Below are 23,035 nucleotides of genomic sequence, written 5' to 3' on the forward strand. Positions count from 1 at the left end.
TTATAACGCGGCACTCTTATCTAGGAGCGACGACCATACTCAGTCCAGTCCCGAACGGTGAGCTGCAACGCCTCTTCCCAGTGCGGCAACTCCAGTCCAAGCGCCTGTTCAAGACGGGCCACATCGAGGCGAGAATTCAAAGGACGCGGCGCCGGTGCCGGATATTCCATGGTCGGAATCGGCTTGACGCGTTCGAGCGAAATCTTAAGCGCCACCCCCAAAGCTCGAGCATCGGTCATGATTGTTCGTGCAAAATCACACCAGTTGGTATCGCCTCTACAAGTCAGGTGATAGAGGCCCTTGAATGAACCTTTTTCCCGCAGGTTTTCACGCACGGCCACGCTGGTCACCTGCGCAATCAGCCAAGCCGGAGTCGGTGTACCCCATTGATCGGCGACAACGTTCAGTTCATCGCGTTCCTGAGCAAGCTTGAGCATGGTAAGCATGAAATTCCGGCCACGAGCGCCGTAAACCCAGGATGTTCTGAAGATTACAGCGCCGATGTCTGCGTCAATTATTGCCTGATCTCCGGCCAGCTTGGTCTTGCCATAAACCGACAGCGGCCCAACCGGATCATCCTCTTTCCAGGGACGAGAACCACTACCGTCATAAACGTAATCGGTGGAGTAATGAATCAGGGAGGCATCATTGGCCTTGGCCCAGGCCGCCAACTGGCTCGGCAACCGCGAATTAAGCGCCTCTGCCGCTGTCGGATCAGACTCGGCCTGATCGACTGCCGTATAAGCGGCCGCATTCACAATGCAGCGCGGCTGGTACTTGTCCAACAACGCCCCAACAGTTGCGGCATTCGAAAGGTCACCATCGGCTCTGGTAAGCCCCGTCACCCGTCCATAAGGCGCCAAGGCTCTGAGCAATTCATAACCAACCTGCCCATCGCTACCGGTAACCAGGATCATCAGACGGGCTCCTCCCTTCATGAAATCGAAACAAACTGAATGCTTAGCTGCATTTGAACGGCGGGATTATCCCAGAACATCGGAGCTATGTCACAAACCGGCGACAAAGGTTAAAAACGGCTAAACCCGCCAAATTCTCCAGCCATGGCGATGGAAAAACTTCATGGCAGACCGAATAAACCAGAGACGGTGCTGCCAACTCTTCCGCCCCGCTCCGCCCCCAGCGTGTCGGATACGGACAGCAGGGTCATAAACGTTATGCCACCCCTGTTCTCTTCCTCTCGCCGCCAGATCAAAGTCTTCAAAATACATGAAGAACTCATCCTCAAACCCATCCAGATTGAACCAGTATTGGAAACGGGCCATCATAAAACAGCCACTGCAGAGGGCGATGTCATCCTGCAGTTGATCCAGAGGCAAATCGCGGTATTCGTAGCGCAGGTTCAGCGAGTGCACAGCAGGCAGTTTCATCAGAGGAGATACCAAGCGCGCGGCAAGAACTGAAAGCGAGGGGTACCGTTTGTGGCCAAACGTATCCGAATGGCCCGTCCAGTCAAGAATTCGAGGGCAAACTAACCCACAAAGGGGATCCTGCTTTAATCGGCGAAGGGCTTCCGTAATCGCCAACCGCTCTACGACAACATCCGGGTTCAGGACAAGTATTGCGCTCTCGGCGCATGCGTCCCGCCGTTCAGCAAAGATATGATCCCTTAGCACCTTGTTATTGGTGCCACCGTAGCCGTAGTTGGGCTGGTTCGAGAGCAGGTGTGTGGGCCAGGTAGAAACGGCCTGAAGCAAGTATTCCGCTGCGGCGACGTCAAGCGCTGCTGGTCCGTTATAGGAAAGCCACAACTCGGCAGACTCAAGCTCGCCTACCTCGGCTGCTGCATCAAGGCCATCGGAAAGTGCTCTCAAAGCAGGCTCAAGCGTTCCAACGTCCCATTCGTGAATGACTACAGAAACAAACAGGTTCATAAATGCGCCAGAAAATCGGACGAGGTCGTTTGTAATGCGTCGTCAAGATTTACCGGTGGCCGCCATCCGAGCACCTTGGCGGTATCTGAGATATCAACCTGCAAAGAACTGCAAAGCCTGTTGGCCATGGCTCCTCGCCCCAAAAGCGCCATGGTCTGTATCAAAACCCCCTCAGGCACCGGTATCAGGCGGGCAGGCTTGCCAAGGGCACTTCCGAGCTTGCGCAACATTTGGGGCGTGGAAAGATCTTCGCCATCACTAACGAGAAAAATACGCCCGGCCGCGTCGGGATGATCCAGACAAACAGTAACCAGGTCTACCAGGTTGTCGACGAACAATATGCTTCTCTTGTTCCGAATGCCTCCCAAGGGCAACGGAAAGCCGCGCTTCAACCAGAGCATCATGGATCGGAAGTTAGCCTGCACACCCGGCCCGTAAACGAGTACCGGACGAATAATGACGACCTCCATATCCGTTCGAGAAGCGAGGTCACGAAGCCCCTCCTCGGCCTCGAACTTGGAAATTCCATAAGGGTCGGTGGGCGCGGGGGTATCAGAAGGCTTAAACGGCTGTCCTGGAATCGAAAATTCTCCATTGACCTTAACCGTACTGAGAAAGACGAATCGCCGAACGCCGGATTCCGCAGCCTGCCGAGCGAGGGCCAATGTTCCCAGAGCGTTTACCTGGCGATACTCAGCCAGTTGGTTGGTCGTAGAACTGCGTACTTCGTGTGCACGGCCGGCAGTGTGAATGACGGCGTCCACGCCATCCAGAGCTCTACGCCAATTGGCCTCCTGCGAAAGATCTGGCGATTCAACAATCTCGTGCGAAACGGGGGCCGGACGGCCGGACCGGCAAGACGCTCGGACCCGATGCCTACCCGAGTCGACCAGACGTCGTGCCAACGCTCTGCCGATAAACCCAGAGCCGCCGGTTATCAATATGCTCGGATCAGACACTTACGCTCCAGAGGGCTTCATGTTCAGAGGCCACGCTCTGCAAGCTGACGAAGGTACTCACCGTAGCTGTTTTTTCTTAGGAGTTCCGCTTGATCCAGCAGCTGCGTCTTGCCAATGTAGCCCATGCGGAACGCGACCTCTTCAAGGCAGGCCACCTTGAGCCCCTGCCGTTTCTCGAGGGTTTCGATAAATCCGGCGGCCTCATGTAGTGAATCGTAGGTGCCAGTATCCAGCCAGGCATAACCCCGCCCCAACAGCTCGACGTTGAGATCGCCTCGATCAAGATAGGCCTGATTGACTGAAGTTATCTCAAGCTCTCCGCGATGAGAAGGACGCACAGACTTTGCAATATCCACAACATCATTGTCGTAGAAATAGAGGCCGGTCACTGCGTAATTGGATTTCGGTTCAGTGGGTTTTTCTTCAATGGAAACAGCACGCTGATTCTCATCGAACTCCACCACACCAAACCGCTCCGGATCTTTAACCCTGTAGCCAAAAACCGTGGCGCCCTTTTCGCGGGATGCAGCCGACTGCAGCAGCTGACTGAACCCCTGCCCATAGTAGATGTTATCCCCGAGAACCAGACAGACACTATCGTTCCCGATGAAGTCCTCACCAATAATGAAGGCCTGAGCAAGACCATCGGGGCTTGGTTGTGCGGCATAGGAAATGCGGATTCCAAACTGACTGCCATCGCTAAGCAGCCGCTGGAAGCCCTCCTGATCTTCCGGGGTCGTTATGACCAAAATGTCCCGGATTCCCGCCAGCATCAGAACTGACAACGGATAATAGATCATCGGTTTATCGTAAACCGGCAGCAGCTGCTTTGAGATACCACGGGTGATCGGATACAGGCGTGTGCCGGAACCTCCGGCCAGGATGATACCTTTCACTCAAGCGACTCCCAGTCTTTCGCGTTGATAACTGCCGTCCTGGACCCTCTTGCACCAAGGCAGGTTGTCGAGGTACCACCGAACGGTCTTGCGGATACCAGACTCAAATGTTTCCTGCGGTTCCCAGCCCAATTCCTGTTGGATCTTGCCGGCGTCGATGGCGTAGCGGAGGTCATGGCCCGGACGATCAGCAACATGCGTTATGAGTTCCCGATAACTGAAGTCTGCCGGCGCCAATTCCTGTAGAAGATCGCAAATGGTATGAACCACCTCGATATTCTGCTTCTCATTGTGCCCGCCGATGTTGTAGGTTTCCCCTACGCTGCCTTCTCTTACCACTTGGTATAGAGCGCGAGCATGATCCTCAACAAACAGCCAATCGCGCACCTGATCCCCCCTGCCGTAAACAGGCAGCGGTTTACCATCAAGTGCATTGAGAATCACTAATGGAATCAGCTTCTCAGGAAAGTGGTAGGGGCCGTAGTTATTGGAGCAATTGGTCACCAACACTGGCAGTCCGTAGGTTCGGTACCAGGCGCGAACCAGATGATCGGAGCTGGCCTTGCTTGCCGAGTAGGGAGAACTTGGAGCGTATGATGTATCTTCAGTAAACAGGTCTTCTGGCTGCTCCAGATCTCCGTATACCTCATCAGTGGAAATATGATGGAAACGGAAATCTGCCTTGCGGTTGCCTTCCAGGTCATTCCAGTAGCGGCGCGCCGCCTCCAGCAGAGTATAGGTACCAACAATATTGGTTTCTATAAAGGCGGCCGGGCCGTCAATGGAACGATCCACATGACTTTCCGCAGCCAGGTGCATTACCGCATCGGGACGGTGCTCACGAAACACCCGGTCCATTTCTGCTCTGTCACAGATATCCGCTTTCTCAAAGGCGTAGCGATCACTACCGGAGACCTTTTCAAGGCTCTCCAGGTTGCCGGCGTAGGTGAGTTTGTCCACATTAACGACTTCGTCTGACGTGTGGGTGATAATATGACGAACGACGGCAGAACCGATAAATCCAGCCCCTCCGGTTATCAATAACTTCATACTGGCTTGCACCCCCACTCCGGGTAATTCTCTCGAATAAATCTGTTCAGGTTTCGCTCGGCTTGACTGTATATCCGCGCCTCCCCTTCACCTGATTGATCGAGTGAATGGTCCACCATACCCGCAGCCACAGTCACATTGGTCATCCGGTCAATGAGAATGAAGTTTCCCGTCCCATGGTGGGTCTGGTAATCCTCTACAACCACAGACTCCGCAAGCTCAACGTCACAAAGTCCAATGCTGTTCAAGGATAATCCCTCCGCAGCCCCTGGGTGTCGCTGAAGGGTGTTCACGTCCACCTCTTCCAAAACCTCATTGACGTAGCAGTTTGTCACCTTGGTACCAATTTTGATGCCGTACTCCCGTCCCGGAGCCAGGGCTTTCTCGTTCATCCAAACGATATGTGCTGCAAATCTGTTCCCAAGCGGTGGGATCGCATTCGCATGCACCAACAGATCACCTCGGGAAATATCCACTTCATCTTCGAGTGTTATGGTTACCGCATCACCCGGCCAGGCACGCTCGATCTCGCCCTCGTAGGTGTGGATACCCTTAACCCGCGAGGTCACGCCGGACGGCAGCACCGCCACGTCCTCGCCCTTGTGCACCACACCGCTGGCCACGGTGCCACAGTATCCCCGGAAATCCAGGTTCGGGCGGTTCACATACTGCACCGGGAAACGCAGGTCGGTCACGTTCTGATCTTCCCGAACCTCGACCTGCTCCAGGATGTTCATCAGCGTTTCACCGTGGTACCAGGGCATGTTCTCGCTGCGGTTCACCACGTTGTCGCCATTGAGGGCCGAGATGGGCACGTAATAGACATCCTTAAGCCCCAGTTGCTCAGCCAGTTTCTGGTATTCGGCGCGAATGTTGTTGAACACCTCTTCGGAGTAATCCACGAGGTCCATCTTGTTGATCGCTACAACCACGTGCTTGAGGCCGAGTAGACTGACGATGAAACTGTGCCGCCGGGATTGGGTTAACACGCCTTTGCGAGCATCAATCATCACCACCGCCAGCTCACAGGTGGACGCACCCGTTGCCATGTTCCGGGTGTACTGCTCGTGGCCTGGACAATCTGCAATTATGAATTTGCGCTTGTCCGTGGAAAAATAACGGTAGGCTACATCGATGGTTATGCCCTGCTCTCGCTCAGAGGCCAGACCATCCACCAGTAACGCCAGGTCCAATGCCTCCCCAGCATTCCCCATACGTTCGCTGTCCTTGTGCAGCGCAGCCAGATGGTCTTCAAAAATCAGCTTGGAATCGAACAGCAGGCGCCCAATCAAGGTCGATTTGCCGTCGTCGACACTCCCGCAAGTCAGGAAGCGCAGCAGATCTTTATTCTCGTGTTGGTCCAGATAGGCGAGGATATCGGACTCGATCAGTTCAGATGCATGAGACATAACGGCTCCTTAGAAATACCCTTCGCGCTTTTTCTGTTCCATCGAGGCGGCCGAATCGTGGTCAATCACACGGCCCTGTCGTTCGGAAGTCTTGGTCAGGAGCATCTCCTGGATGATGTCAGGCAAGGTTGCCGCCTCAGACTCTACCGCCCCGGTCAACGGATAACAGCCCAACGTTCGGAAACGCACCATTTTCATTTCAGGACTTTCTCCGGGCTCCAATGGCATACGATCATCATCCACCATAATCAGAGTCCCATCCCGTTCCACAACCGGGCGCTCGGCGGCATAGTACAGGGGAACGATGTCAATATTTTCCAGATAGATGTACTGCCAGATGTCCAGCTCCGTCCAATTAGAGAGCGGGAAAACCCGAATGCTTTCGCCTTTATTAACCTTGCCGTTGTATAGGTTCCAGAGCTCCGGACGCTGGTTTTTTGGATCCCAGCGATGAAACTTGTCTCGAAAGGAGTAAACGCGCTCTTTAGCCCGGGATTTCTCTTCATCTCGCCTTGCCCCACCAAAGGCCGCATCAAAACCGTATTTGTCGAGCGCCTGTTTTAGAGCCTGGGTTTTCATTACATCGGTGTGTTTGGCGCTGCCATGAGTGAAAGGTCCCACTCCCTGTTCTACACCCTCCTGATTGGTATGAACGATCAATTTTAAGCCAAGCTTTTCAGTTATCTTGTCCCGAAACTCGATCATCTCGCGGAATTTCCACGTGGTATCCACATGCATAAGGGGAAACGGTGGCTTCCCGGGGGCAAAAGCCTTCATCGCAAGGTGAAGCATTACGGCCGAATCTTTTCCGATGGAGTAGAGCATTACCGGATTATCGAACTCAGCGGCAACTTCCCGGATGATATGAATCGACTCAGCCTCAAGTTGCTTGAGGTGGGTCTTTTTGGGGGGAGTGAGCGTCATTGGTCGTTCCGTTGGTCTTGGTAGGGACTCGATAACTATTGGTTAGGATCAGCGCCAAAAGTGCGCCATTGTATCAAGAAAATCGTCTAATTGGCTCGCCGGCAAGGCATTGATGCCAGCCGCAGCTTTCCTGCCTCCGCCCGTAGGAAACTTTCTCGCCACCTCATCTGCGCCAGCGCGGTTGTTCAACGGTGCCCGGATGCTGACAAGGTAGGTATCGCCTTCCCTCTCCGTGACAATTGCACATGCCTTTTCGGGATTTTGATTCGCAAGCTCATTGCCGAGTACGCCACTAACACGACGTGCCCAGGCTTCATCCGGCAACTTAACCACAAGGGATGTCTCTGTCTCTTTGAGGACAGGGGCAGCAAGCCCTTGTGACATATCCTCTTCGTATCCGGTCCTGAGTTTTTCCCATGTCTTTGATTGACCGCCAATCAGCTCCAGAGGGTCGGCAAACCGGACAAGCTCACGGTACAAATCGGCTGGATGGACATGAAGATCATCTGCGGACGCGCCATAACCGTTGTAGTTTATGCACACTCCGAGAATTCTCAGGTTGTTGATTTGTTTTTCAGAGAGGCCTGACTTTGACGCCAACTTTTCACCAACGGCGTTCAAATTATCGCCAAATGCTGCGGCAATTGCCCAGTTCCGGAAACGCCCCCCTAAATATTCATCAACCAGCAAGCTGGTGCAGGTTGTCGGCTGGGTATCAATTAACGCCTGAAAGCTCTCATGTTCGGGGAGCTCCTCTCCCGGAAAGTGATGGTCCACATAGAACACCTGAGCACCAGCGGCCAATAATGCGTCAACTGCAGACCGATTCTTTTCAAGGCTAAGGTCAAGGACATTCACCTGAGACGGTTCAGATACCGGGACATGTTGCACCAAAGCGATATCCCGCTTTACCCCCGTGATCAGAGTGCTTTCTAAAGGCTCTGCCAGACGAAGCTGAATGAGCGCGCAAATGCCGTCAGCATCACCATTGAATACATCATAAATCCGCATTGGTCTTATAGCTCCGAAGAAAAATCAGGGGAGAATAACATAGCCTAAAGCTGGAATGAGGTGCGCGTTGCTTCCCAGGACGAGGAGGCGGATATGCTACAAAGGCAGCCTGTGCACCTTACTGCTGTCAGAGTCTGCCAAGGAAACAACCTCCAGGGGGACTTGCCCGCGCTGCCAGAGTGTGTCCTTTGGGGTTTGCGCTGCGGAATAGCCGGTAGGTGCTTCTCGAATGAGATCCACCACGGCTTCACAGTCAAATCGTTTGCAGGATTTCTCAAGCCGCGTCAGCAACTTCTCTACCCCAGACCAAGAAAGCGACTCTTCTCGGGCCATCATGATCCTTGGGTGAGCCGTCTTTAATTGCTCATCCCCGATCAACAGCTCTTCAAAAAGTTTCTCACCAGGCCTCAACCCCGTGAACGTGATGGCAACGTCACCGTGTGGATTGTCTTCGGTTTTTTCCGTCAAGCCCATGAGTCGAATCATCTTACGCGCCAGATCGGCAATCTTGACCGGCTCTCCCATATCCAGCACGAACACCTCGCCTCCCTCGCCCATTGCGCCGGCCTGAAGGACCAACTGGCTGGCTTCAGGGATGGTCATGAAGTAACGAATGATCTCCGGGTGGGTCACGGTAACAGGTCCTCCATCGCGAATCTGATCACGAAACAGAGGAACTACGGATCCGGACGATCCGAGAACATTGCCAAACCGAACGATTGAAAAACGGGTCGATTTCTGGCGCAGGGCCAACCCCTGCAAAACCAGTTCCGCGAGCCTCTTGGAGCCACCCATGACGTTGGTGGGCCGCACTGCCTTGTCCGTGGAGATAAGCACAAAGCGTTCTACCCCTGCTGCAATTGCACCTTCGGCGCAGTGCCACGTACCCATCACATTGTTCTGAATCCCTTCAATGATATTGCTCTCTACCAGAGGCACATGCTTATAAGCTGCAGCGTGATACACAATATCGACGCCAAATGAACGCATAATGACCTCGTTTCGCTTGCGGTGCACCACGCTCCCAAGTAGTGGGTGAATTTCGATGGTCACCCCTTCAATGTCGCTTATGGATCGAAGTTCGCGTTCAATGCTGTAAAGAGCAAATTCAGATTGTTCAAGCAGTACGATGGCGGCAGGTCCGTTGCGTATAATTTGCCTACCGAGCTCTGAACCGATTGAGCCACCAGCTCCAGTGACCATAACCACTTTGCCAGTCAAACTTTCAGCCACCACTGCCTTATTGGGCAGGACCGGATCACGACCAAGCAGGTCTGCTATGTCCAAATCACGGATATCGTTTATCCGTGCTTGCCCGGCCATCAACTCTGACATTGCCGGCACGGTTTGAACGGGAATCACAAGTTCTTCCAACTTCCCAATCAAATCCCGTCGACTGATCGTTCCCTCGTCCTCCAACGCGAGAAATACCCTCTGAACGCCCTGTTCCCGAGCCGCTCGTTTGAGATGCTCGACCGAGTAGACCTGTAATCCGGCAATGAGTGACTTATGCTTCCTGCAGTCGAGGGAAACAAAGCCCATTGGCCGGTACTCGGTTCCTTGCATCAAGGCATAGTGCAGCTGAATGGCTTTGGGCCCCGTGCCGACAATGAGAACCCGCCCCTTAGCTTTTTCCCGCGGCCGATTGATCAGATCCCGGATCGAAAACCGGGTTCCTGCGACCATCACGAAGAGGAGTGATGCGTAGATCACCGGAACAGACCTTGGAACCATGGCCTGGAACAGATAGCCGGCCAGGACCAGTGCAATTGCCGAAGCGACAACACCGGTTACCATCACCATGAGGACTTTTTCACTGATGTAACGAATGACGGCCCGATACAGACCTATCCGCACGAACACAATGATGGTGGCGAGTGCAGTAGTTCCGAAGGCTAGCCACTGTCGTTGCGACGGCAACCAATCAGACTGTTCGAATCGAAGGGCAAAGGAGACCCACAAAGCGAGGCAGATAAAGCAGAGGTCTGCTGCGACTGAGATAAACCGTTTCTGGGGCCGCGGCAACTCGAAAAGCCATTCTCTGAGACTGATTAATAGTGATTTCATCCGTTTTTCACCCTATCACCAGATCCCTTGCCAGCTGCAGTCTGGAAAATATAAACAAAGTAATGGAAGAGGGACAACTGCTCTAACATTAAAGCGTCTGTTTTGGCCAGCTCCTCTGGCGTCGACATGTCAATGCCTCGGAGTTGCGCCAAGCCCGTAATACCAGGGCGAACATCAAGGACACCAAGCTTCTTTCGCAGACTAACTAACTCCGCCTGAACAGGCAAACAAGGCCGAGGACCAACAATACTCATGTCGCCAACGAGCACATTCCACAGCTGGGGAAGCTCATCCAGCTTGGTCTTGCGAAGGAAACGACCAAAACGAGTAACCGATGAAGCATGCGCCAGGTGGGTGGCCACAGACGCAGTACCTACCGTCATGGTTCGGAACTTCACCAGCGTAAAGGGCTGACCATCCCGACCGACGCGCTCCTGGCGAAACAGCGGCGCTCCCGTATCAAAATACCCGGCAACCAGCAGGCACAAAAAAACGGGAAAGCCAGCAAAAAGGCCAACCAACGAAAACAGCACATCAAAAAAGCGCATCACGCCGTCATCAAACCTCTACCTTTTCAAACGCTGCGGCTACCCGACAGCTCCCGCAATTCAACCAACAACCGCCTTGTGTGACCGCCCTCCAGTCATACAAGGCGCCCCCCCCGATGAACGAGGTCAACCTAAACCACTCCGCAACCCGGAAGCACTCAGCATTAGCCCAAAGGCAGGGGAAACCAGCGCAATTCCGGCAATCATAATCAGCGCCTCTCGATCCGAGAAGCCCACCGAATGAAAATCTGATGCAAATTCTCCCGACCCCGCTTCATCAACGGCTGTCCCTTAAAAGCTCGGTGCTCCATAATCGCCAACATATCATCTGCGGCAATGCTATGACCCAAAGTGCAATTACCGACCTAAACGCCATCTCCCCCCAGTTGGGTGCCAAGACGGAACTTGCGGGCCAAATTCCAAGGATTATCCTCCGCGCCGATGATTACCAGCGAAGAAGCTCAAGACAGGATCCACCCATAGACGCCGAAAACTTTTAATGCTGACCAGGACAAGACCAAAGACAAAAAGCGGCTTCAGGGACGCTATTGCCCCACCGACCACTTCCCAAGGTTTTTGCGATCAGAAGATTCGTCAAATTTGTTCGGATAAAACGGAGGATGAAGCAAAGAAACACCTCGACCTAGTCCCTGTCAGTTATTTTGATTATTTGAATGCGTTTCCGAATTGTGACGCAATTCTACGCGTCGTGGGATTGCAGGCAAGTTACTATTAACGGTAATCGGTGATTCGGGCAGTTGCAGACGTAAAGCTTTGTTAAAAAATGAGAACATCAGGAAATGTGCGAAATAAAGGCTTAAAGCCCCATGTTAGCCGGCAAGATCCCGTAACATCGCTTTTAGGCCATTCGAATTCCTGTATCCGCCTCGAACAAAAAGCCCTGTCGCGGCGATCGCCCGGGGCAAAAACCATTTTGCCCGGATTCTACTCCGCTGCTTCAGCACTTCGATTCTGGATTCGGTGATCCTGTGGAGTTGTTGGAGTTGTCGTCGACGCTTATCAGAAGCACTCTCTTGGGCTCGCTGGGTCCCGAGAACAAACAAAGTTAATTGGTCAACTTCATCTTGCGCCCGCTCACACGCATCTTTGCGGAGAGCCTTGCTGACTGCATGGAAAAAAGCTTGTGAACGGGAAATCCTCTTCGTACTATTCGCCAGGAACTGAGATTCATTCGACTCATGCCGGCGGTAGTACTGGAGAGCCTTATCCTCAACTTTCCTCGCCCCCAAGCCATCCGCAAACCTGACCAGCCAGCCATCGTGTGATTTGAACCCCGGAGGTATCGGCAAACAAAGATCCAACAACTCCCGGCGCATTGCACAGCAACATCCCATCACAAAGCTACTCATAGGATACCCCGCTGACCGAATCTGCCCAATTTTGGTGAGCCCGACTTCATGGAGCTCAGCATCTGTCAGCACTGCATCGTTCATTACCACCAGTGCTTCCGGATAACGCTCTGCAATCCCTGCCATGTGCTCAATTTTCTCTGGAAACCACACATCGTCCTGGTCACTCAGGAACACCAGATCGCCTGTTGTTTTCGTTAGTGCGGCATTGAAATTGCCGCCATAGCCGAGATTTTTTTCGTTCCGAGAAAAGACGACTTTGAAGGGGGCGGTTTTGGCGAATTCACGGATAATAGATTCCGTTTTATCGGGCGAGCAATCGTCTGTGACGACCAATTCATCCGGTTGGCGCGTCTGACCTAAAAAGCTCTTTAGTTGCGCCTCCAGATACTCCTCACCATTGTAGGTCGCCATCGCGATTGAAATTTTCATTATAAAGCTCTAAGCCCCACATCCAGTTATCATCAATCATCGAAATGATGCTCCAGAATTCTTATGAATCCCCTCACCGACTCGACGCTACTGCGCTCCGACTCACACAGGAATTTCACAAGTTCCACTCTCGTCTCCAATGCCCACGCGATATCATCCCATCCGTATGCTATTCCATATCGATTATGCACTTCAGGTCGCCAAACCTCTTTCCGCAGGCCTTGCTGAGGGACGACGACAGGAATACAGCCACACATGGCGGCAAATCTGGAATACATAGTGTAAAGATCATAGGAAATGAAATACTTGTGATCATTGAACGCCTTGGCAAGTTCCTCGTGTGAGAAACCGTCTACCTGAACTGCGTCGGGATCATGATATGTATGCTCTCTATCACGCCCCTTGCGAACCATGAAGCATTGCCCCTGCCTGCCCCCATGATTCGTTGTTTTGTAGACATGCCCCATCAACTCGACGACATTTAAACGTCGATCTCTATTGGGATTTAAAGAAAAATCATTAAAATGCTCGTTATAATAGAAAAATAAGTCTTCTTCGCCAAACTCTGCTTTCCCGGATATAGCTCCTGGTTTATTCAAGAGCCATCTGACGACCTTTTCGGAGCCCAAAGGGTTTCCTTCCACAATCTCAGGATAAACGACAACTGAGCCCTTGAGGTCTTTTGTTCTGGCAAATTTAAGATTATACGGCGACCGAAGATCTTTGCGCCTCAGAATAGAAAGCAGGCGAATCTTAAGCCAACGGGCCAGTTTCAACCACCCACGCCATCCATTCAGTTCCCTTGGTGAAGGCTTGGGTTTTGGCCAAATCTTTGCTTCATAGCCCATCGAATTCAGGATGCTGGCTAATTTGTGGAGTACGATTATTCCTCCACTATTTTCTCTATATAATGGAGAGTAAATAACAAACTTATTGACGAAACCCTTATTCAAACCAATCTCACGCCATTAGGATTCAAAAAACCTTCGAAGAGGTTGAAAAAAGCCAACCTTGTCTAGCAACAGTCTTATCGCATCCACTCGGAAAAACAGGGCCAAGACCAGGAACGCCAACGCGCCGCCCAAGCCTCCTGAAACAAATGACGTGAAAGCCGACCCGCTGAAAAGTTCCGCAAGCCAGAAAGCTGAAAGACCAGCCCCCACTGCTGCCAGGATCGGTTTAAATGCATCAAGAAGCTGCTCCCTCAGGCCATAGCCCAGAAATTTCGATGAAAAATAAGTATTTGGAACCAGTGAAAGAGCCGCCCCAACCACTTGGCTTATGACAATTCCAATCACCCCGTAAGGAATCGCCACGAACAAGAGTGTTAGGTTAAGGGCTTTCTTTACGAGGCCAACCTTGAGCACCAGATCCGAACGCCCTTTGACGTTGAGAAGGTTCATATTAAGTGCGTGCAGGGGATACAGCATACCGACCAGACATAATAACTGCAGATACGGTATCGCAGGCTGCCACTGTTCGTTAAACAACAACCTAAACAACGGCGAAGCCAGGCCTGCCAACAAAGCCATCGTGGGCGCAATCAGGAACATCATCAACTGTAGGATCTGACGATACTTATTTCTCAATACGAAATTATCATCCTGCAGCCTCGCCAGCGCCGGGTATGTGGCTTGTTGCACCGCACGAGTCAACTGCTGGGAGACCAAATTACTCACTTTTCTGGCAAAGAAGTACAAGCCTGCTGTTTCAGCGCCAAACAAACGCCCAATGACTAGCATATAAGAGTTTTGATAAAGGACTGACAGCATTCCCTCAGCGAGCAGGTTTCGGCCGAAACGAAATAACCTGACAAAAGACTCGCAACTAAACTGAAAGCTGGGATGCCACTCGCTGATCCACCAGAGGATGAGCGCGGACATCGCAGCTGCGCTGAGCATTTGTGCGACAAGGCTCCACACCCCCCAGCCCAACCACGCCAAGGTAAGAGCCAAACTACCAGATACAAGCACCCCCAATGTGTTTGCCTTCATCTGAGTCTTGAAATCCATCTCACGGCTCAACACCGCCGTTTGCACTACCTTGGCGGCATTCAGGAACACGACCAGCCCCATAACTCGCACCAGAGTGGTCAGCTCGGGTTGGCCGTAAAAACTGGCAACAAATGGTGACAACCCAAATAACACAGAGTATGCAATGCCACTGAGCAGCAGGTTGGTGTAAAAAACGGTGTTGAGATCTGCCCTGGACACCTCTTTACTGCGTATCAACGCTTGTCCAAGCCCCGAGCTTACAAAGACGTTCGCCAACTCAAAGACGACCGTTGCCATGGCAACCAGACCAAATGCTTCGGGCGCCAACAAACGTGCCAGAAGAAGCGTGAAGATGGTGCTGGCTCCCCGCGTCATGAAGGCGCTAGCAAGGTTCCAGAGAACACCGACACCAATTTTTCTGTTCATTGCTTTCACTGATTAAGGCTATCTCTCAGGTCTGATTTTCCCAAGGGAAATCGTGATAGGGGGAGTCCACCCCAAGAAACTCCACAAACTTGTCATAAGACCTTGGCTCTGCAAGATTAATTACCAGCAAGTCCTCAGGGCGCCCCTTGAAATACTTCAGGACATCATCATTATATTTTTTATAGTGCTGGACCATAATATCCTTGTTGTATGGATCATCCTCAGGTGTACCGTGAATGCGAACCACGTTGTACATGAATCCCGGCCAGACATAGGGTGCTAGCTTCAATTCCGCTGTAGTGGGAAGGTTCCCATTCTTTCCGAACATCTTGGAGTGAAAACGGGTGAGGGATTGGTACCACTGATCAGGCGTATCCCGTACGGTGAGTATGAACTTACTCCCTGGAAAGGCTTCATCAAGGTGCTTGTAAGTTTCGGGATAGCTGAATGGAACATCCTGAAAAACCTGAGCGCTTCTACAGAAGCCAATAATCGGCTGAAAGTCACCCTCAAAGTAGTACTTACCCGTGAGTATTTCCGCAGTTCTTTGATCACCTACCGGAAAACCAAGGTCTTCGAAAGCGCGCTTCAACGAGGTTGTGCCAGTTTTGTTTCTTCCGATACAGAAGTACTTCACTTTTCCCGCTGCCCTATAGCGGTTTCGGACAGAGGTTATCCACTTCATACCATTAGCCTTCACCAGCCTCGAAACCCCCATGATCACGCACCACCTGATATTTCTTCATAAACTCGTTTGGCGTCGGCCTCACTGTAGTCCCTCAGACGCCATACATTACTATTGGAGAAGCTCTCTACCTCTGAATATGCGGGGAACTCGGACTCGTTGATATCGGTTTGCCTGACAAGCCGCGCGATGATTTGATCGAAATAGTTCTGGGGACGCTGGCAAAAGTCTTCATACTGCACGATCAACTTCTTGTGAGCAGGCAAATCCCGTATTCCCTGCTCCACTGAGCGATTGATTGACAGGACCTGCCTTGCAACGGACTCCAATGGATCCAGTTTTCTCAGCTCAGGATATTCTTTGATCTTGAATGAATACCAGGTGTTGATGTCACCGTATTGACGCTTACGAGCCTCTAAAGCTGACTGGATGTTGAAAACAGGATCTCTCCTTATCCAAATGAACAGCGTCTTTTCAAACTGCTCAGCCAAATCGGGAATATTCTGATTCATGATCATGGCTTTCATGGCGAATGGCTTCTCAAACACGTTCGCTAAAGCATTTAATTCGTCACGAAGCTCAGTCAGGTTGGCTTCCTTCTGCAATTGTGGAGAGGGCATGTAATCGAGTTCATTAAAAGGTAAAAATCGACGCCAAAAATACCAGAACTCATTAGGTGCCAAGGCACCTTTAGTTTTTCCGTTGTCCGAACGAAAGTTTATTTCCGATTTAAAATCAAGAATTTCATTTCTGAAGTTGTACCTTGGATCCGTGAGTAACTGCTGTATCTTGGCACCGACTAAGGGCGCTCCATAAAACCTGGACAACAGGTTGGTGGGGTATGCCACTAACCCGGTCGCCGCCAGCCACTGCATAAATAGTGTCGTTCCGGAACGCAAGGGCCCGACTATAAAAATCTTTGGTAAATTCTCGGTACACAACTCACTAGTCAGCTGGTAATTAGCCGGAGTCAGGCGCTCTGCCAGCTCAATCAGAAGCTGTTCAAGCCCATCATTCCGAGAAAATTCCGCGGCTCTCTTTTCGTCTACCATTACTACACCAACTCATATTGGTTCAGAAGAGTGGTGACCTCTGCTGGAGAACAGTTCATTAAGCAGTCAATAATTGAAAGGTTTGGAACAAAGCCCCCTTTTTTCTGCCGGTATCTTACCGAATTTGATTGAAGAAAAAATAGTTCCACACCACTATTATAGAAATGCTCTTTCGAATATAAATGTCGCCCGCCAACGGGATTAACATAGGTCTTTTCATCAAATTTTCTACATAAATCAATAATTCGATCTTCTGGTGGCAGATCCCGTTGATACTCTAATTCGCTGGTTCTGAAAAATTGCTTGCTTATCCCCAGGTAAGAAAAAATCAAATTGAATGCCTCAAGGCATACGCTGGGAATCGATCTTTCCTTAAACTCCAGAACTCGACGAACTATTGGAAAAACATCCTCATAGTATGGTGCTCTGGAATAGGCCTGATTTATTGTTTTCAGAGCCTTTCCAACATTTGAAGAAAAGCTCAGGTCAACGATTCTCTTGTTTGATGAGGAACCGGGTACTGGTATCGTAAAGCGCACAGGAAAACCATCTGACAGTATTGAGTTCCTATTTATATATCCCTGTTTTATAAATGAAACATCATCATATATTAGAAAAATCCTTGCCGAATAAATCAGTTGAAAATAACCGATATACGGAAAAAGATAAGGCTGCATCACCGCCAAACTCATGAGTTCAGCTCCATATTTATGATATTGATGATGCTCATTTGCTCCTCCTTCCCAAGCTGGTCAAAGATCGGAAGGCATAAAATACGCTTTGCAACATCGCTGGAGATCGCTTGCGGAGAATGCTCCCCCAAGCAATTCACTGACTCCAGAGAAGGGTAGAAATACCTCCGCACCAGAACTGAATCGGCCTCAAGCCTCGCAGCTATGGATTGAGCCTGGTCCTCTGTCTCAAATAACGCTGGAAAATAGGAGTAATTGTAGGAAAGATGCGGACTTTGCCTCTGGAGCTGAACACGACTGGCAAGATGCTTTTTATATCGCAGCCATACCCCGCTTCTAGCGGCAAGATTCTCTTCCATTTCATCCAATACGCACAGGCCCATCGCTGCCTGCAGCTCACTCATCTTGGCGTTGATTCCCAAATCTTCAATTCTTTCCGGCCCTGTTATGCCAAAATTGATCATTTTCTTGGCGCGCTCCAGATCTTCCTTGTGCTTAAAAACAATTGCTCCACCTTCCCCGGTATGGAACAGTTTCGTAGCGTGGAAACTAAGCGTGGCAGCATCACCATGCCTGAGAAGGCTTTCGCCTTTGTATTTAGTATCAAACGCATGGGAACCGTCGTAAATGACTTTAAGATTGTATTCTCGGGCAAGTGAATCGATGGCCTCTACGTCACAGGCGTTTCCAAAAACGTGGACAGGGATAATTGCTTTTGTTTTGGGAGTAATTGCCGACACAATGTTTGCCGGGTCCAGACACCATGTATCTGGGTCGATATCCACGAAAACTGGTTCTACGCCATCCCATTTGAGCGAGCTTGCTGTTGCGATAAAAGTAAAGGGCGTGGTAATAGCTTCCGAACTTCCCATTGGATGAGCGCCACTGATGCCTAACACGCGGTAGGCAATCTGGAGAGCCAGAGTGCCATTTGCAACCAGCAACAAATTCTCTACTCCAAGGTATTCCTCAAGCCTCTGGGTAAGATCCTGAACCAACCGACCTTTATTGGTAAGCCAATGACGCTGATAGATACCGTCGATGTATTTTTCGAACTTCTTCCTATCGGGAAGATATGGTTTGGTGACAGGTATCATTTTGTAACACTCTCTTCGTTCGGACTTTTGCCGTTTCGGGATTTGTGCGCTGATTTAGCTCGTACCTAACTGAAGAACGTCCCGCCAAAACTCCTACTAAGCGCTGAAGCACTTCAGCGACCTTGACATTGCACTCGTGCGGGCAATCTGCTCGGCGGTTAGTATCGATCCTGTCCGAGATCTTATCCCATTCGCAGATCGAAAGTATGTGTGATTGTGTGAAGATCATGAGCCTCTGGAAAATTCGAGGACAGGTTGCTCCAAGTTTACGAACAGGTAGCTGGAGAACAAAGACTCTCGCTTTTTGGTGCGTTTGCCCGCCTTGATCTTTTCCACTTCGATCTTTGGGAAGAAACAGGGAATGTCCTGGTTCTGGAGCTGATGGGCACGGTCTCCTCGGACGAGTTTGGTTGAATGGCGTACCACGTCTTGGCAAGTCTGTTTGGTTGGGGGGGGTAACTCAGGTGTCAGAGGAAAGCTTTCTTCTGACACCGTTCTGGACTTTAAATCGGGGCCAGATAAACAAATTCCTCCGCCCCCCTGAGTTGTTCGCGTTAAAAATACCAACTCCCCGCAGCCACAAACCAGGGATTCAGAATATCCTCTTTCCCATACCGCAACGGCTCCCCCTCCAATGTCTGCACCTGCCCGCCGGCAGCTGCCAATATTGCATGGCCCGCTGTCGTATCCCACTCACTGGTCGGCCCAAGGCGGGGGTATATGTCAGCATGGCCTTCGGCAATGCGACAGAACTTGAGTGAACTGCCGGCCTGGACGAGTTCGAAATCGCCGAGTTATTCAATGAACGCTCAGGGCTCGTCGTTCAAATGGTTCTTGCTTGCCACAACCCTCTTGGTTTCTCTTGGCTTAGCTACGCGGATGCGATGAACCTTTCCGATGCCGTCTCGCTTGTGGGCGCCCTCGCCTACGATGCCCCAATATGATTCTTTGAGAGCCGGAGCGGTGACGACACCCATCACCGGCAGGTCATCTTCAATCATTGCGATGTTCACGGTGAATTCACCATTACGCTGAGTGAAATCCTTGGTTCCGTCGACCGGATCGATAAGCCAGAAACGACGCCAGTGCTTTCTCTCCTCCCACGGGACCGCTTTGCCCTCCTCCGAAAGAATCGGGATGTCCCGGCTGATGTTGCGCAGGCCCCGACAGATGGTCTGATGGGCTGCCTCATCAGCAGCAGTGATAGGCGAGCTATCTGCCTTATAGCGAACCTTGAAGTCGGATTCGTAGATGTGGAGAACTTTTTCGCTGGCCTCGTCGGCGGTTCTGAGGACATCCGGGAGTATGGAGCTGTGGTGCATAGGGCTGAACGTGAACTCGGGCTCGGGGTCAGTGAACCTAGGGTCGGATGAAAGCTTTCATCTGACCCTGTTTTTACGCCATAGTATCATTGTTCAAGCAGGGTTCAGAAGAAGGCCTTCATCTGACGCCGGTCTCACCCCAGACACAAGGACGCCAACCAAATGAAACTTCGCTTCCTCGGCGGCACAGGAACCGTCACCGGCTCCTGCTAACTGCTCTCGGAAGAAAAAAATCGTATGGTGGTGGATTGCGGGATGTATCAGGGCGTCAAAACCCTGCGCCGGCGCAACTGGGCGCAGTTTCCGGTGGATCCGGGCACGAGCAAAGCTGTGGTGCTGACCCACGCGCACATCGATCACTCCGGCTATCTTCCGGCTCTGGTCAGAATTGGCTTCAAAGGAAAGATCTATTACACCAAGGCGACCCATGAACTCTGCAACGTGCTGCTTCCCGATGCAGGCTTTCTGCAGGAAGAGGATGCCAAATACGCCTACCGCAAGAAGTACTCAAAGCACGAACGACCGGAGCCTTTATTTACCGAAAAGGATGCCAGGGAAGCTCTAAAGCACTTTGAATCCCTGCACTATCACGAGTCATTTGAACCGGTGAAAGGCTTTGAAGTTCCCTTTACGCCAGCTGGCCATATTCTGGACTCTTCCTGTGTTCACGTTCATCATAACGTTACCGGCCGGACAGTTGTATTCAGCGGTGATGTGGGGCGCCAACACGACCTGATCATGCGCCCGCCCGAGCGGCTCAAAAGGGCCGATGTTCTGGTCTGCGAATCGACCTATGGCGACCGTGCTCACGCTGAGGTCGATCCGGAGAGCGAACTGGAAGAAATCATTACCCGTACTTCCTGTCGCGGAGGCATTGTTTTGGTTCCGGCATTTGCCGTAGGTCGTGCACAGATGTTGCTGTACGTCGTGCAAAAGCTGATGAGTGAGGAACGAATTCCGCAACTGCCCGTCTACCTCAACAGCCCTATGGCGATCAAAGCCACAGAGATCTTCTGTAAGCATCACAAGGAACACAAGCTCAGCGTGAACCAGTGTAAGTTGATTGATGATAAGACCGAATTCGTGCGAACGGTGGACGGGTACTCCACCACCTCAAGACCCTGTTACCCAACCATCGTAACAGCATTGTCTTTACTGGTTTCCAGGCACCTGGAACCCGGGGGAATGCATTGGTAAATGGCGAGAAGTTTGGGTGGGATGCTGAAGTGCCCGAGTTATTTGAGGAAGTTGACATCTGGGAGCAGAACAGCCATTCATGCATCCGTATTTTAGCAAAGCACGACTTTTTCATCCGGTTGTTTGACCTGCCGCCCCGTGCCGGGACTGAAAATTCCTAACGAAAAGCGATAGAAATGTTACCGAACTTTATCATCATAGGAACAATGAAAGGCGGCACGTCAAGCCTATACCACTATATTGCCTCTCATTCTGGCGTGACCCCCTCTTCAGTTAAAGAAACTAACTTTTTCAGGAGCACAGAGGACTTTAATAAAGGCACTGACTGGTATAAATCTCTATTCAGAGCAGGTCAACTTTTGGCTTTCGAAGCCTCCCCTAATTATACAAAGCGGCATCTCTTTCCCGGCGTTCCCCAAAGAATGCATTCTCTCTTACCTAATATTAAATTAATATGCATTCTTCGTGACCCCATCGATAGAGCAGTATCACACTATGTTCACAACGTTGCTCATGGAAGAGAGTCAAGATCTTTGTCCGAGGCTATAAACGATCCTCAAAGCAATTATATTTTAACCAGCAAGTACTATTATCAGATTGAGGCATTTTTAGAGTATTACTCAGGCGACCAAATACTTCTTATTGAATCAGAGCGATTAAAGTCCAAGACCTCGAGCGTCATGGATGAGGTTTTTCGTTTTTTAGACCTAAATCCAGAATACAACAAAAGTGTGTACGCAAAAACCTTTCACGCATCCAGCAAAAAAAAGCGAAGATCTAGATTAGAACAAACACTTAGCCATAGAACTCAAAATCCATATACTTTAGCTGGAATACGCCTTATCACAGCACCGTTCAGAAGATCCTTCGAACGGCCAAGTCTATCCCCGGCAGATAGGGCAGTGCTCACTGAAGCCTTAGCTCCGGACATCGAAAAACTTCGACGCTTTTCCGGGTTATCGTTCTCAAGTTGGTCAGTATGAAAGTGGCTAAACAGATAAACGTTCCACGTTTAGCCCAGTATTTCACGGATCAATTTCGATCTCAGGCCGCACCGACCTGTCCTATCTATGATCGCCGACTCTCCGCCCCTAGTATCAAACGACCCTTTTCAACGTATTTAACCAAAACCAAGACCAAGCCAATTCCGACAACAAAACACTTTTTCCTGATACCGCCTATCTTCTTGTTCAGGAAAACGAACTTGACTTGTTGAGCAAGACGCACCGGCAATGAGGGTACGTCCACAACCGAACCGGATGGCCGTGCACCTATGTCATACTGGCCGCCCGCTATGCGACGGGTTTTAGCGACAAGCTCTGCAATTTTTCGACGGGCGGGATGATTAACCACGCAGGATGGTTGATACGTAATTAAAAAACCCTGCGATGCCGCTCTATTGCACCACTCGTAATCCCCTTTTGACTTAAGCTTTGCGTTGAATACACCTACAACCTGAAACACTTCTCTCTTAACAAACAGATTGGCGGTAACAGAAAATCCCTTTTTCTCAATATTCGTCTGCTGTTGAAACCCATATGCAAGGTCGAACAACTCTGCAGGAGTAGGGTTGGCCTGATCAAATGGCTGAAGCTCTACTCTTCCACCAATGATTGATTGCTCATTGCTACAAACTGCTGCGACGCCTTGCTCTATCCAATCTGGCTCGGGAGTGCAATCCGAATCTGTAAATGCGAGAAGTTCGCCATGCGCCAGGGGAATACCTTTATTCCTCGCAGCATAGGAACCAATGATTTCATTCTCATCAACTAAACGGAAATTACTACCGATCCCTGAGCTCAAAAATGATTCGACGAGACATTGGGTCTCATCGGTCGAGCCGTTATTCACCAGGATAACTTCAAACAACTCATGAGGGTAAGACTGACGCAATAGCGCCTGTAATAAACTCTTTATCTGAACCCCGGCGTTAAAATAGGGGACGATAACGCTTACAAAAGGTAGCTTGTTCAACTGTTCTTACCCGATATTTTATACGGTCGAGGACATAC

General features: G+C 50.9%; 20 protein-coding genes and 2 pseudogenes. 2 read left to right on the top strand and 20 right to left on the bottom strand.

The window, feature by feature from the left end; translation table 11 throughout:
* Positions 1-20 precede the first annotated feature (20 nt).
* The 19 genes and pseudogenes from rfbD to cysQ all read right to left on the bottom strand — a co-directional run bounded on the left by rfbD (position 21) and on the right by cysQ (position 19,826).
* Positions 21-920, bottom strand: a complete 900-nt coding sequence (gene rfbD, locus K0B93_RS05755; protein WP_219868038.1) for a dTDP-4-dehydrorhamnose reductase — start codon at positions 918-920, stop codon at positions 21-23.
* A gap of 117 nt (positions 921-1,037) precedes the next feature.
* Complete coding sequence (locus K0B93_RS05760) at positions 1,038-1,892, bottom strand: glycosyltransferase (RefSeq protein WP_219866300.1); 855 nt, start codon at positions 1,890-1,892, stop codon at positions 1,038-1,040.
* A complete protein-coding gene (locus K0B93_RS05765; protein ID WP_219866301.1) occupies positions 1,889-2,851 on the bottom strand; it encodes a UDP-glucose 4-epimerase family protein in 963 nt (320 codons plus the stop codon). The genes K0B93_RS05760 and K0B93_RS05765 overlap by 4 nt, the downstream gene beginning before the upstream one ends.
* A gap of 23 nt (positions 2,852-2,874) precedes the next feature.
* Positions 2,875-3,747 (bottom strand): glucose-1-phosphate thymidylyltransferase RfbA, encoded by an 873-nt coding sequence (gene rfbA / locus K0B93_RS05770; RefSeq protein ID WP_219866302.1) that lies wholly within the window; start codon positions 3,745-3,747, stop codon positions 2,875-2,877.
* Positions 3,748-4,797 carry a dTDP-glucose 4,6-dehydratase gene (rfbB, locus tag K0B93_RS05775; RefSeq protein ID WP_219868039.1) on the bottom strand — a complete coding sequence of 350 codons (1,050 nt, stop codon included), beginning with the start codon at positions 4,795-4,797 and terminating at the stop codon, positions 3,748-3,750. It abuts the gene before it with no gap.
* A complete protein-coding gene (gene cysN, locus K0B93_RS05780; RefSeq protein ID WP_219866303.1) occupies positions 4,794-6,206 on the bottom strand; it encodes a sulfate adenylyltransferase subunit CysN in 1,413 nt (470 codons plus the stop codon). Before cysN ends, rfbB begins: the two co-directional genes overlap by 4 nt.
* A 9-nt stretch (positions 6,207-6,215) precedes the next feature.
* Positions 6,216-7,130, bottom strand: coding sequence for a sulfate adenylyltransferase subunit CysD (gene cysD / locus K0B93_RS05785; protein ID WP_219866304.1), 915 nt, complete (start codon positions 7,128-7,130; stop codon positions 6,216-6,218).
* A 48-nt stretch (positions 7,131-7,178) separates the two neighbouring features.
* Positions 7,179-8,141: a DHH family phosphoesterase gene (locus tag K0B93_RS05790; protein ID WP_219866305.1), complete on the bottom strand. Its 963-nt coding sequence runs from the start codon at positions 8,139-8,141 to the stop codon at positions 7,179-7,181.
* Between the two features lie 96 nt (positions 8,142-8,237).
* Positions 8,238-10,208 (bottom strand): polysaccharide biosynthesis protein, encoded by a 1,971-nt coding sequence (locus tag K0B93_RS05795; RefSeq protein ID WP_219866306.1) that lies wholly within the window; start codon positions 10,206-10,208, stop codon positions 8,238-8,240.
* Positions 10,205-10,759 carry a sugar transferase gene (locus K0B93_RS05800; RefSeq protein WP_219866307.1) on the bottom strand — a complete coding sequence of 185 codons (555 nt, stop codon included), beginning with the start codon at positions 10,757-10,759 and terminating at the stop codon, positions 10,205-10,207. Before K0B93_RS05800 ends, K0B93_RS05795 begins: the two co-directional genes overlap by 4 nt.
* A gap of 827 nt (positions 10,760-11,586) precedes the next feature.
* Positions 11,587-12,558: a glycosyltransferase family 2 protein gene (locus K0B93_RS05805; RefSeq protein WP_219866308.1), complete on the bottom strand. Its 972-nt coding sequence runs from the start codon at positions 12,556-12,558 to the stop codon at positions 11,587-11,589.
* 32 nt (positions 12,559-12,590) lie between these two features.
* Entirely contained in the window at positions 12,591-13,511 is a 921-nt protein-coding gene (locus K0B93_RS05810; protein WP_219866309.1) for a hypothetical protein, read from the bottom strand.
* A 15-nt stretch (positions 13,512-13,526) separates the two neighbouring features.
* Entirely contained in the window at positions 13,527-14,978 is a 1,452-nt protein-coding gene (locus tag K0B93_RS05815) for a lipopolysaccharide biosynthesis protein (protein ID WP_219866310.1), read from the bottom strand.
* 25 nt (positions 14,979-15,003) lie between these two features.
* The gene (locus K0B93_RS05820) at positions 15,004-15,663 is read right to left on the bottom strand and encodes a sulfotransferase (protein ID WP_219866311.1); all 660 of its coding nucleotides are present in this window, start codon (positions 15,661-15,663) and stop codon (positions 15,004-15,006) included.
* A 35-nt stretch (positions 15,664-15,698) separates the two neighbouring features.
* A complete protein-coding gene (locus K0B93_RS05825; RefSeq protein ID WP_219866312.1) occupies positions 15,699-16,715 on the bottom strand; it encodes a sulfotransferase in 1,017 nt (338 codons plus the stop codon).
* A gap of 2 nt (positions 16,716-16,717) precedes the next feature.
* On the bottom strand, positions 16,718-17,407 hold the full coding sequence (locus K0B93_RS05830) for a WbqC family protein (protein WP_219866313.1): 690 nt from the start codon (positions 17,405-17,407) through the stop codon (positions 16,718-16,720).
* Complete coding sequence (locus K0B93_RS05835; protein WP_219866314.1) at positions 17,404-18,504, bottom strand: DegT/DnrJ/EryC1/StrS family aminotransferase; 1,101 nt, start codon at positions 18,502-18,504, stop codon at positions 17,404-17,406. The genes K0B93_RS05830 and K0B93_RS05835 overlap by 4 nt, the downstream gene beginning before the upstream one ends.
* Before the next feature lie 225 nt (positions 18,505-18,729).
* Positions 18,730-18,996, bottom strand: coding sequence for a transcription termination/antitermination NusG family protein (locus K0B93_RS19225; RefSeq protein WP_324124095.1), 267 nt, complete (start codon positions 18,994-18,996; stop codon positions 18,730-18,732).
* Positions 18,997-19,058: 62 nt separating this feature from the next.
* A pseudogene (cysQ, locus tag K0B93_RS05845) lies at positions 19,059-19,826 on the bottom strand (3'(2'),5'-bisphosphate nucleotidase CysQ).
* Between the two features lie 213 nt (positions 19,827-20,039).
* Here cysQ and K0B93_RS05850 point away from each other — a divergent pair.
* Together K0B93_RS05850 and K0B93_RS19450 are read left to right on the top strand one after the other, a co-directional pair.
* Positions 20,040-21,184 (top strand): annotated as a pseudogene (locus K0B93_RS05850) (MBL fold metallo-hydrolase).
* A 15-nt stretch (positions 21,185-21,199) separates the two neighbouring features.
* Positions 21,200-22,006 (top strand): sulfotransferase domain-containing protein, encoded by an 807-nt coding sequence (locus K0B93_RS19450; protein WP_219866316.1) that lies wholly within the window; start codon positions 21,200-21,202, stop codon positions 22,004-22,006.
* Positions 22,007-22,091: 85 nt separating this feature from the next.
* Here the strand turns inward: K0B93_RS19450 and K0B93_RS05860 are convergent, their stop codons facing one another.
* Entirely contained in the window at positions 22,092-22,997 is a 906-nt protein-coding gene (locus K0B93_RS05860) for a glycosyltransferase (protein WP_219866317.1), read from the bottom strand.
* Between the last annotated feature and the right edge of the window lie 38 nt (positions 22,998-23,035).

It is taken from the genome of Marinobacter sp. F4218 (assembly GCF_019443085.1).
GTDB classification, from domain to species: Bacteria; Pseudomonadota; Gammaproteobacteria; order Pseudomonadales; family Oleiphilaceae; genus Marinobacter; species Marinobacter albus.

What these genes read in the sequence shown, in the direction of transcription:
- K0B93_RS05830 (WP_219866313.1), bottom strand. Translation starts at nt 17,407, where the DNA reads ATGAGTTTGGCGGTGATGCAGCCTTATCTTTTTCCGTATATCGGTTAT.
- K0B93_RS05815 (WP_219866310.1), bottom strand. Translation starts at nt 14,978, where the DNA reads ATGAACAGAAAAATTGGTGTCGGTGTTCTCTGGAACCTTGCTAGCGCC.
- K0B93_RS05760 (WP_219866300.1), bottom strand. Translation starts at nt 1,892, where the DNA reads ATGAACCTGTTTGTTTCTGTAGTCATTCACGAATGGGACGTTGGAACG.
- cysN (WP_219866303.1), bottom strand. Translation starts at nt 6,206, where the DNA reads ATGTCTCATGCATCTGAACTGATCGAGTCCGATATCCTCGCCTATCTG.
- K0B93_RS05820 (WP_219866311.1), bottom strand. Translation starts at nt 15,663, where the DNA reads ATGAAGTGGATAACCTCTGTCCGAAACCGCTATAGGGCAGCGGGAAAA.
- K0B93_RS05825 (WP_219866312.1), bottom strand. Translation starts at nt 16,715, where the DNA reads ATGGTAGACGAAAAGAGAGCCGCGGAATTTTCTCGGAATGATGGGCTT.
- K0B93_RS05835 (WP_219866314.1), bottom strand. Translation starts at nt 18,504, where the DNA reads ATGATACCTGTCACCAAACCATATCTTCCCGATAGGAAGAAGTTCGAA.
- K0B93_RS05795 (WP_219866306.1), bottom strand. Translation starts at nt 10,208, where the DNA reads ATGAAATCACTATTAATCAGTCTCAGAGAATGGCTTTTCGAGTTGCCG.
- cysD (WP_219866304.1), bottom strand. Translation starts at nt 7,130, where the DNA reads ATGACGCTCACTCCCCCCAAAAAGACCCACCTCAAGCAACTTGAGGCT.
- K0B93_RS05790 (WP_219866305.1), bottom strand. Translation starts at nt 8,141, where the DNA reads ATGCGGATTTATGATGTATTCAATGGTGATGCTGACGGCATTTGCGCG.
- K0B93_RS05805 (WP_219866308.1), bottom strand. Translation starts at nt 12,558, where the DNA reads ATGAAAATTTCAATCGCGATGGCGACCTACAATGGTGAGGAGTATCTG.
- K0B93_RS19450 (WP_219866316.1), top strand. Translation starts at nt 21,200, where the DNA reads ATGTTACCGAACTTTATCATCATAGGAACAATGAAAGGCGGCACGTCA.
- rfbB (WP_219868039.1), bottom strand. Translation starts at nt 4,797, where the DNA reads ATGAAGTTATTGATAACCGGAGGGGCTGGATTTATCGGTTCTGCCGTC.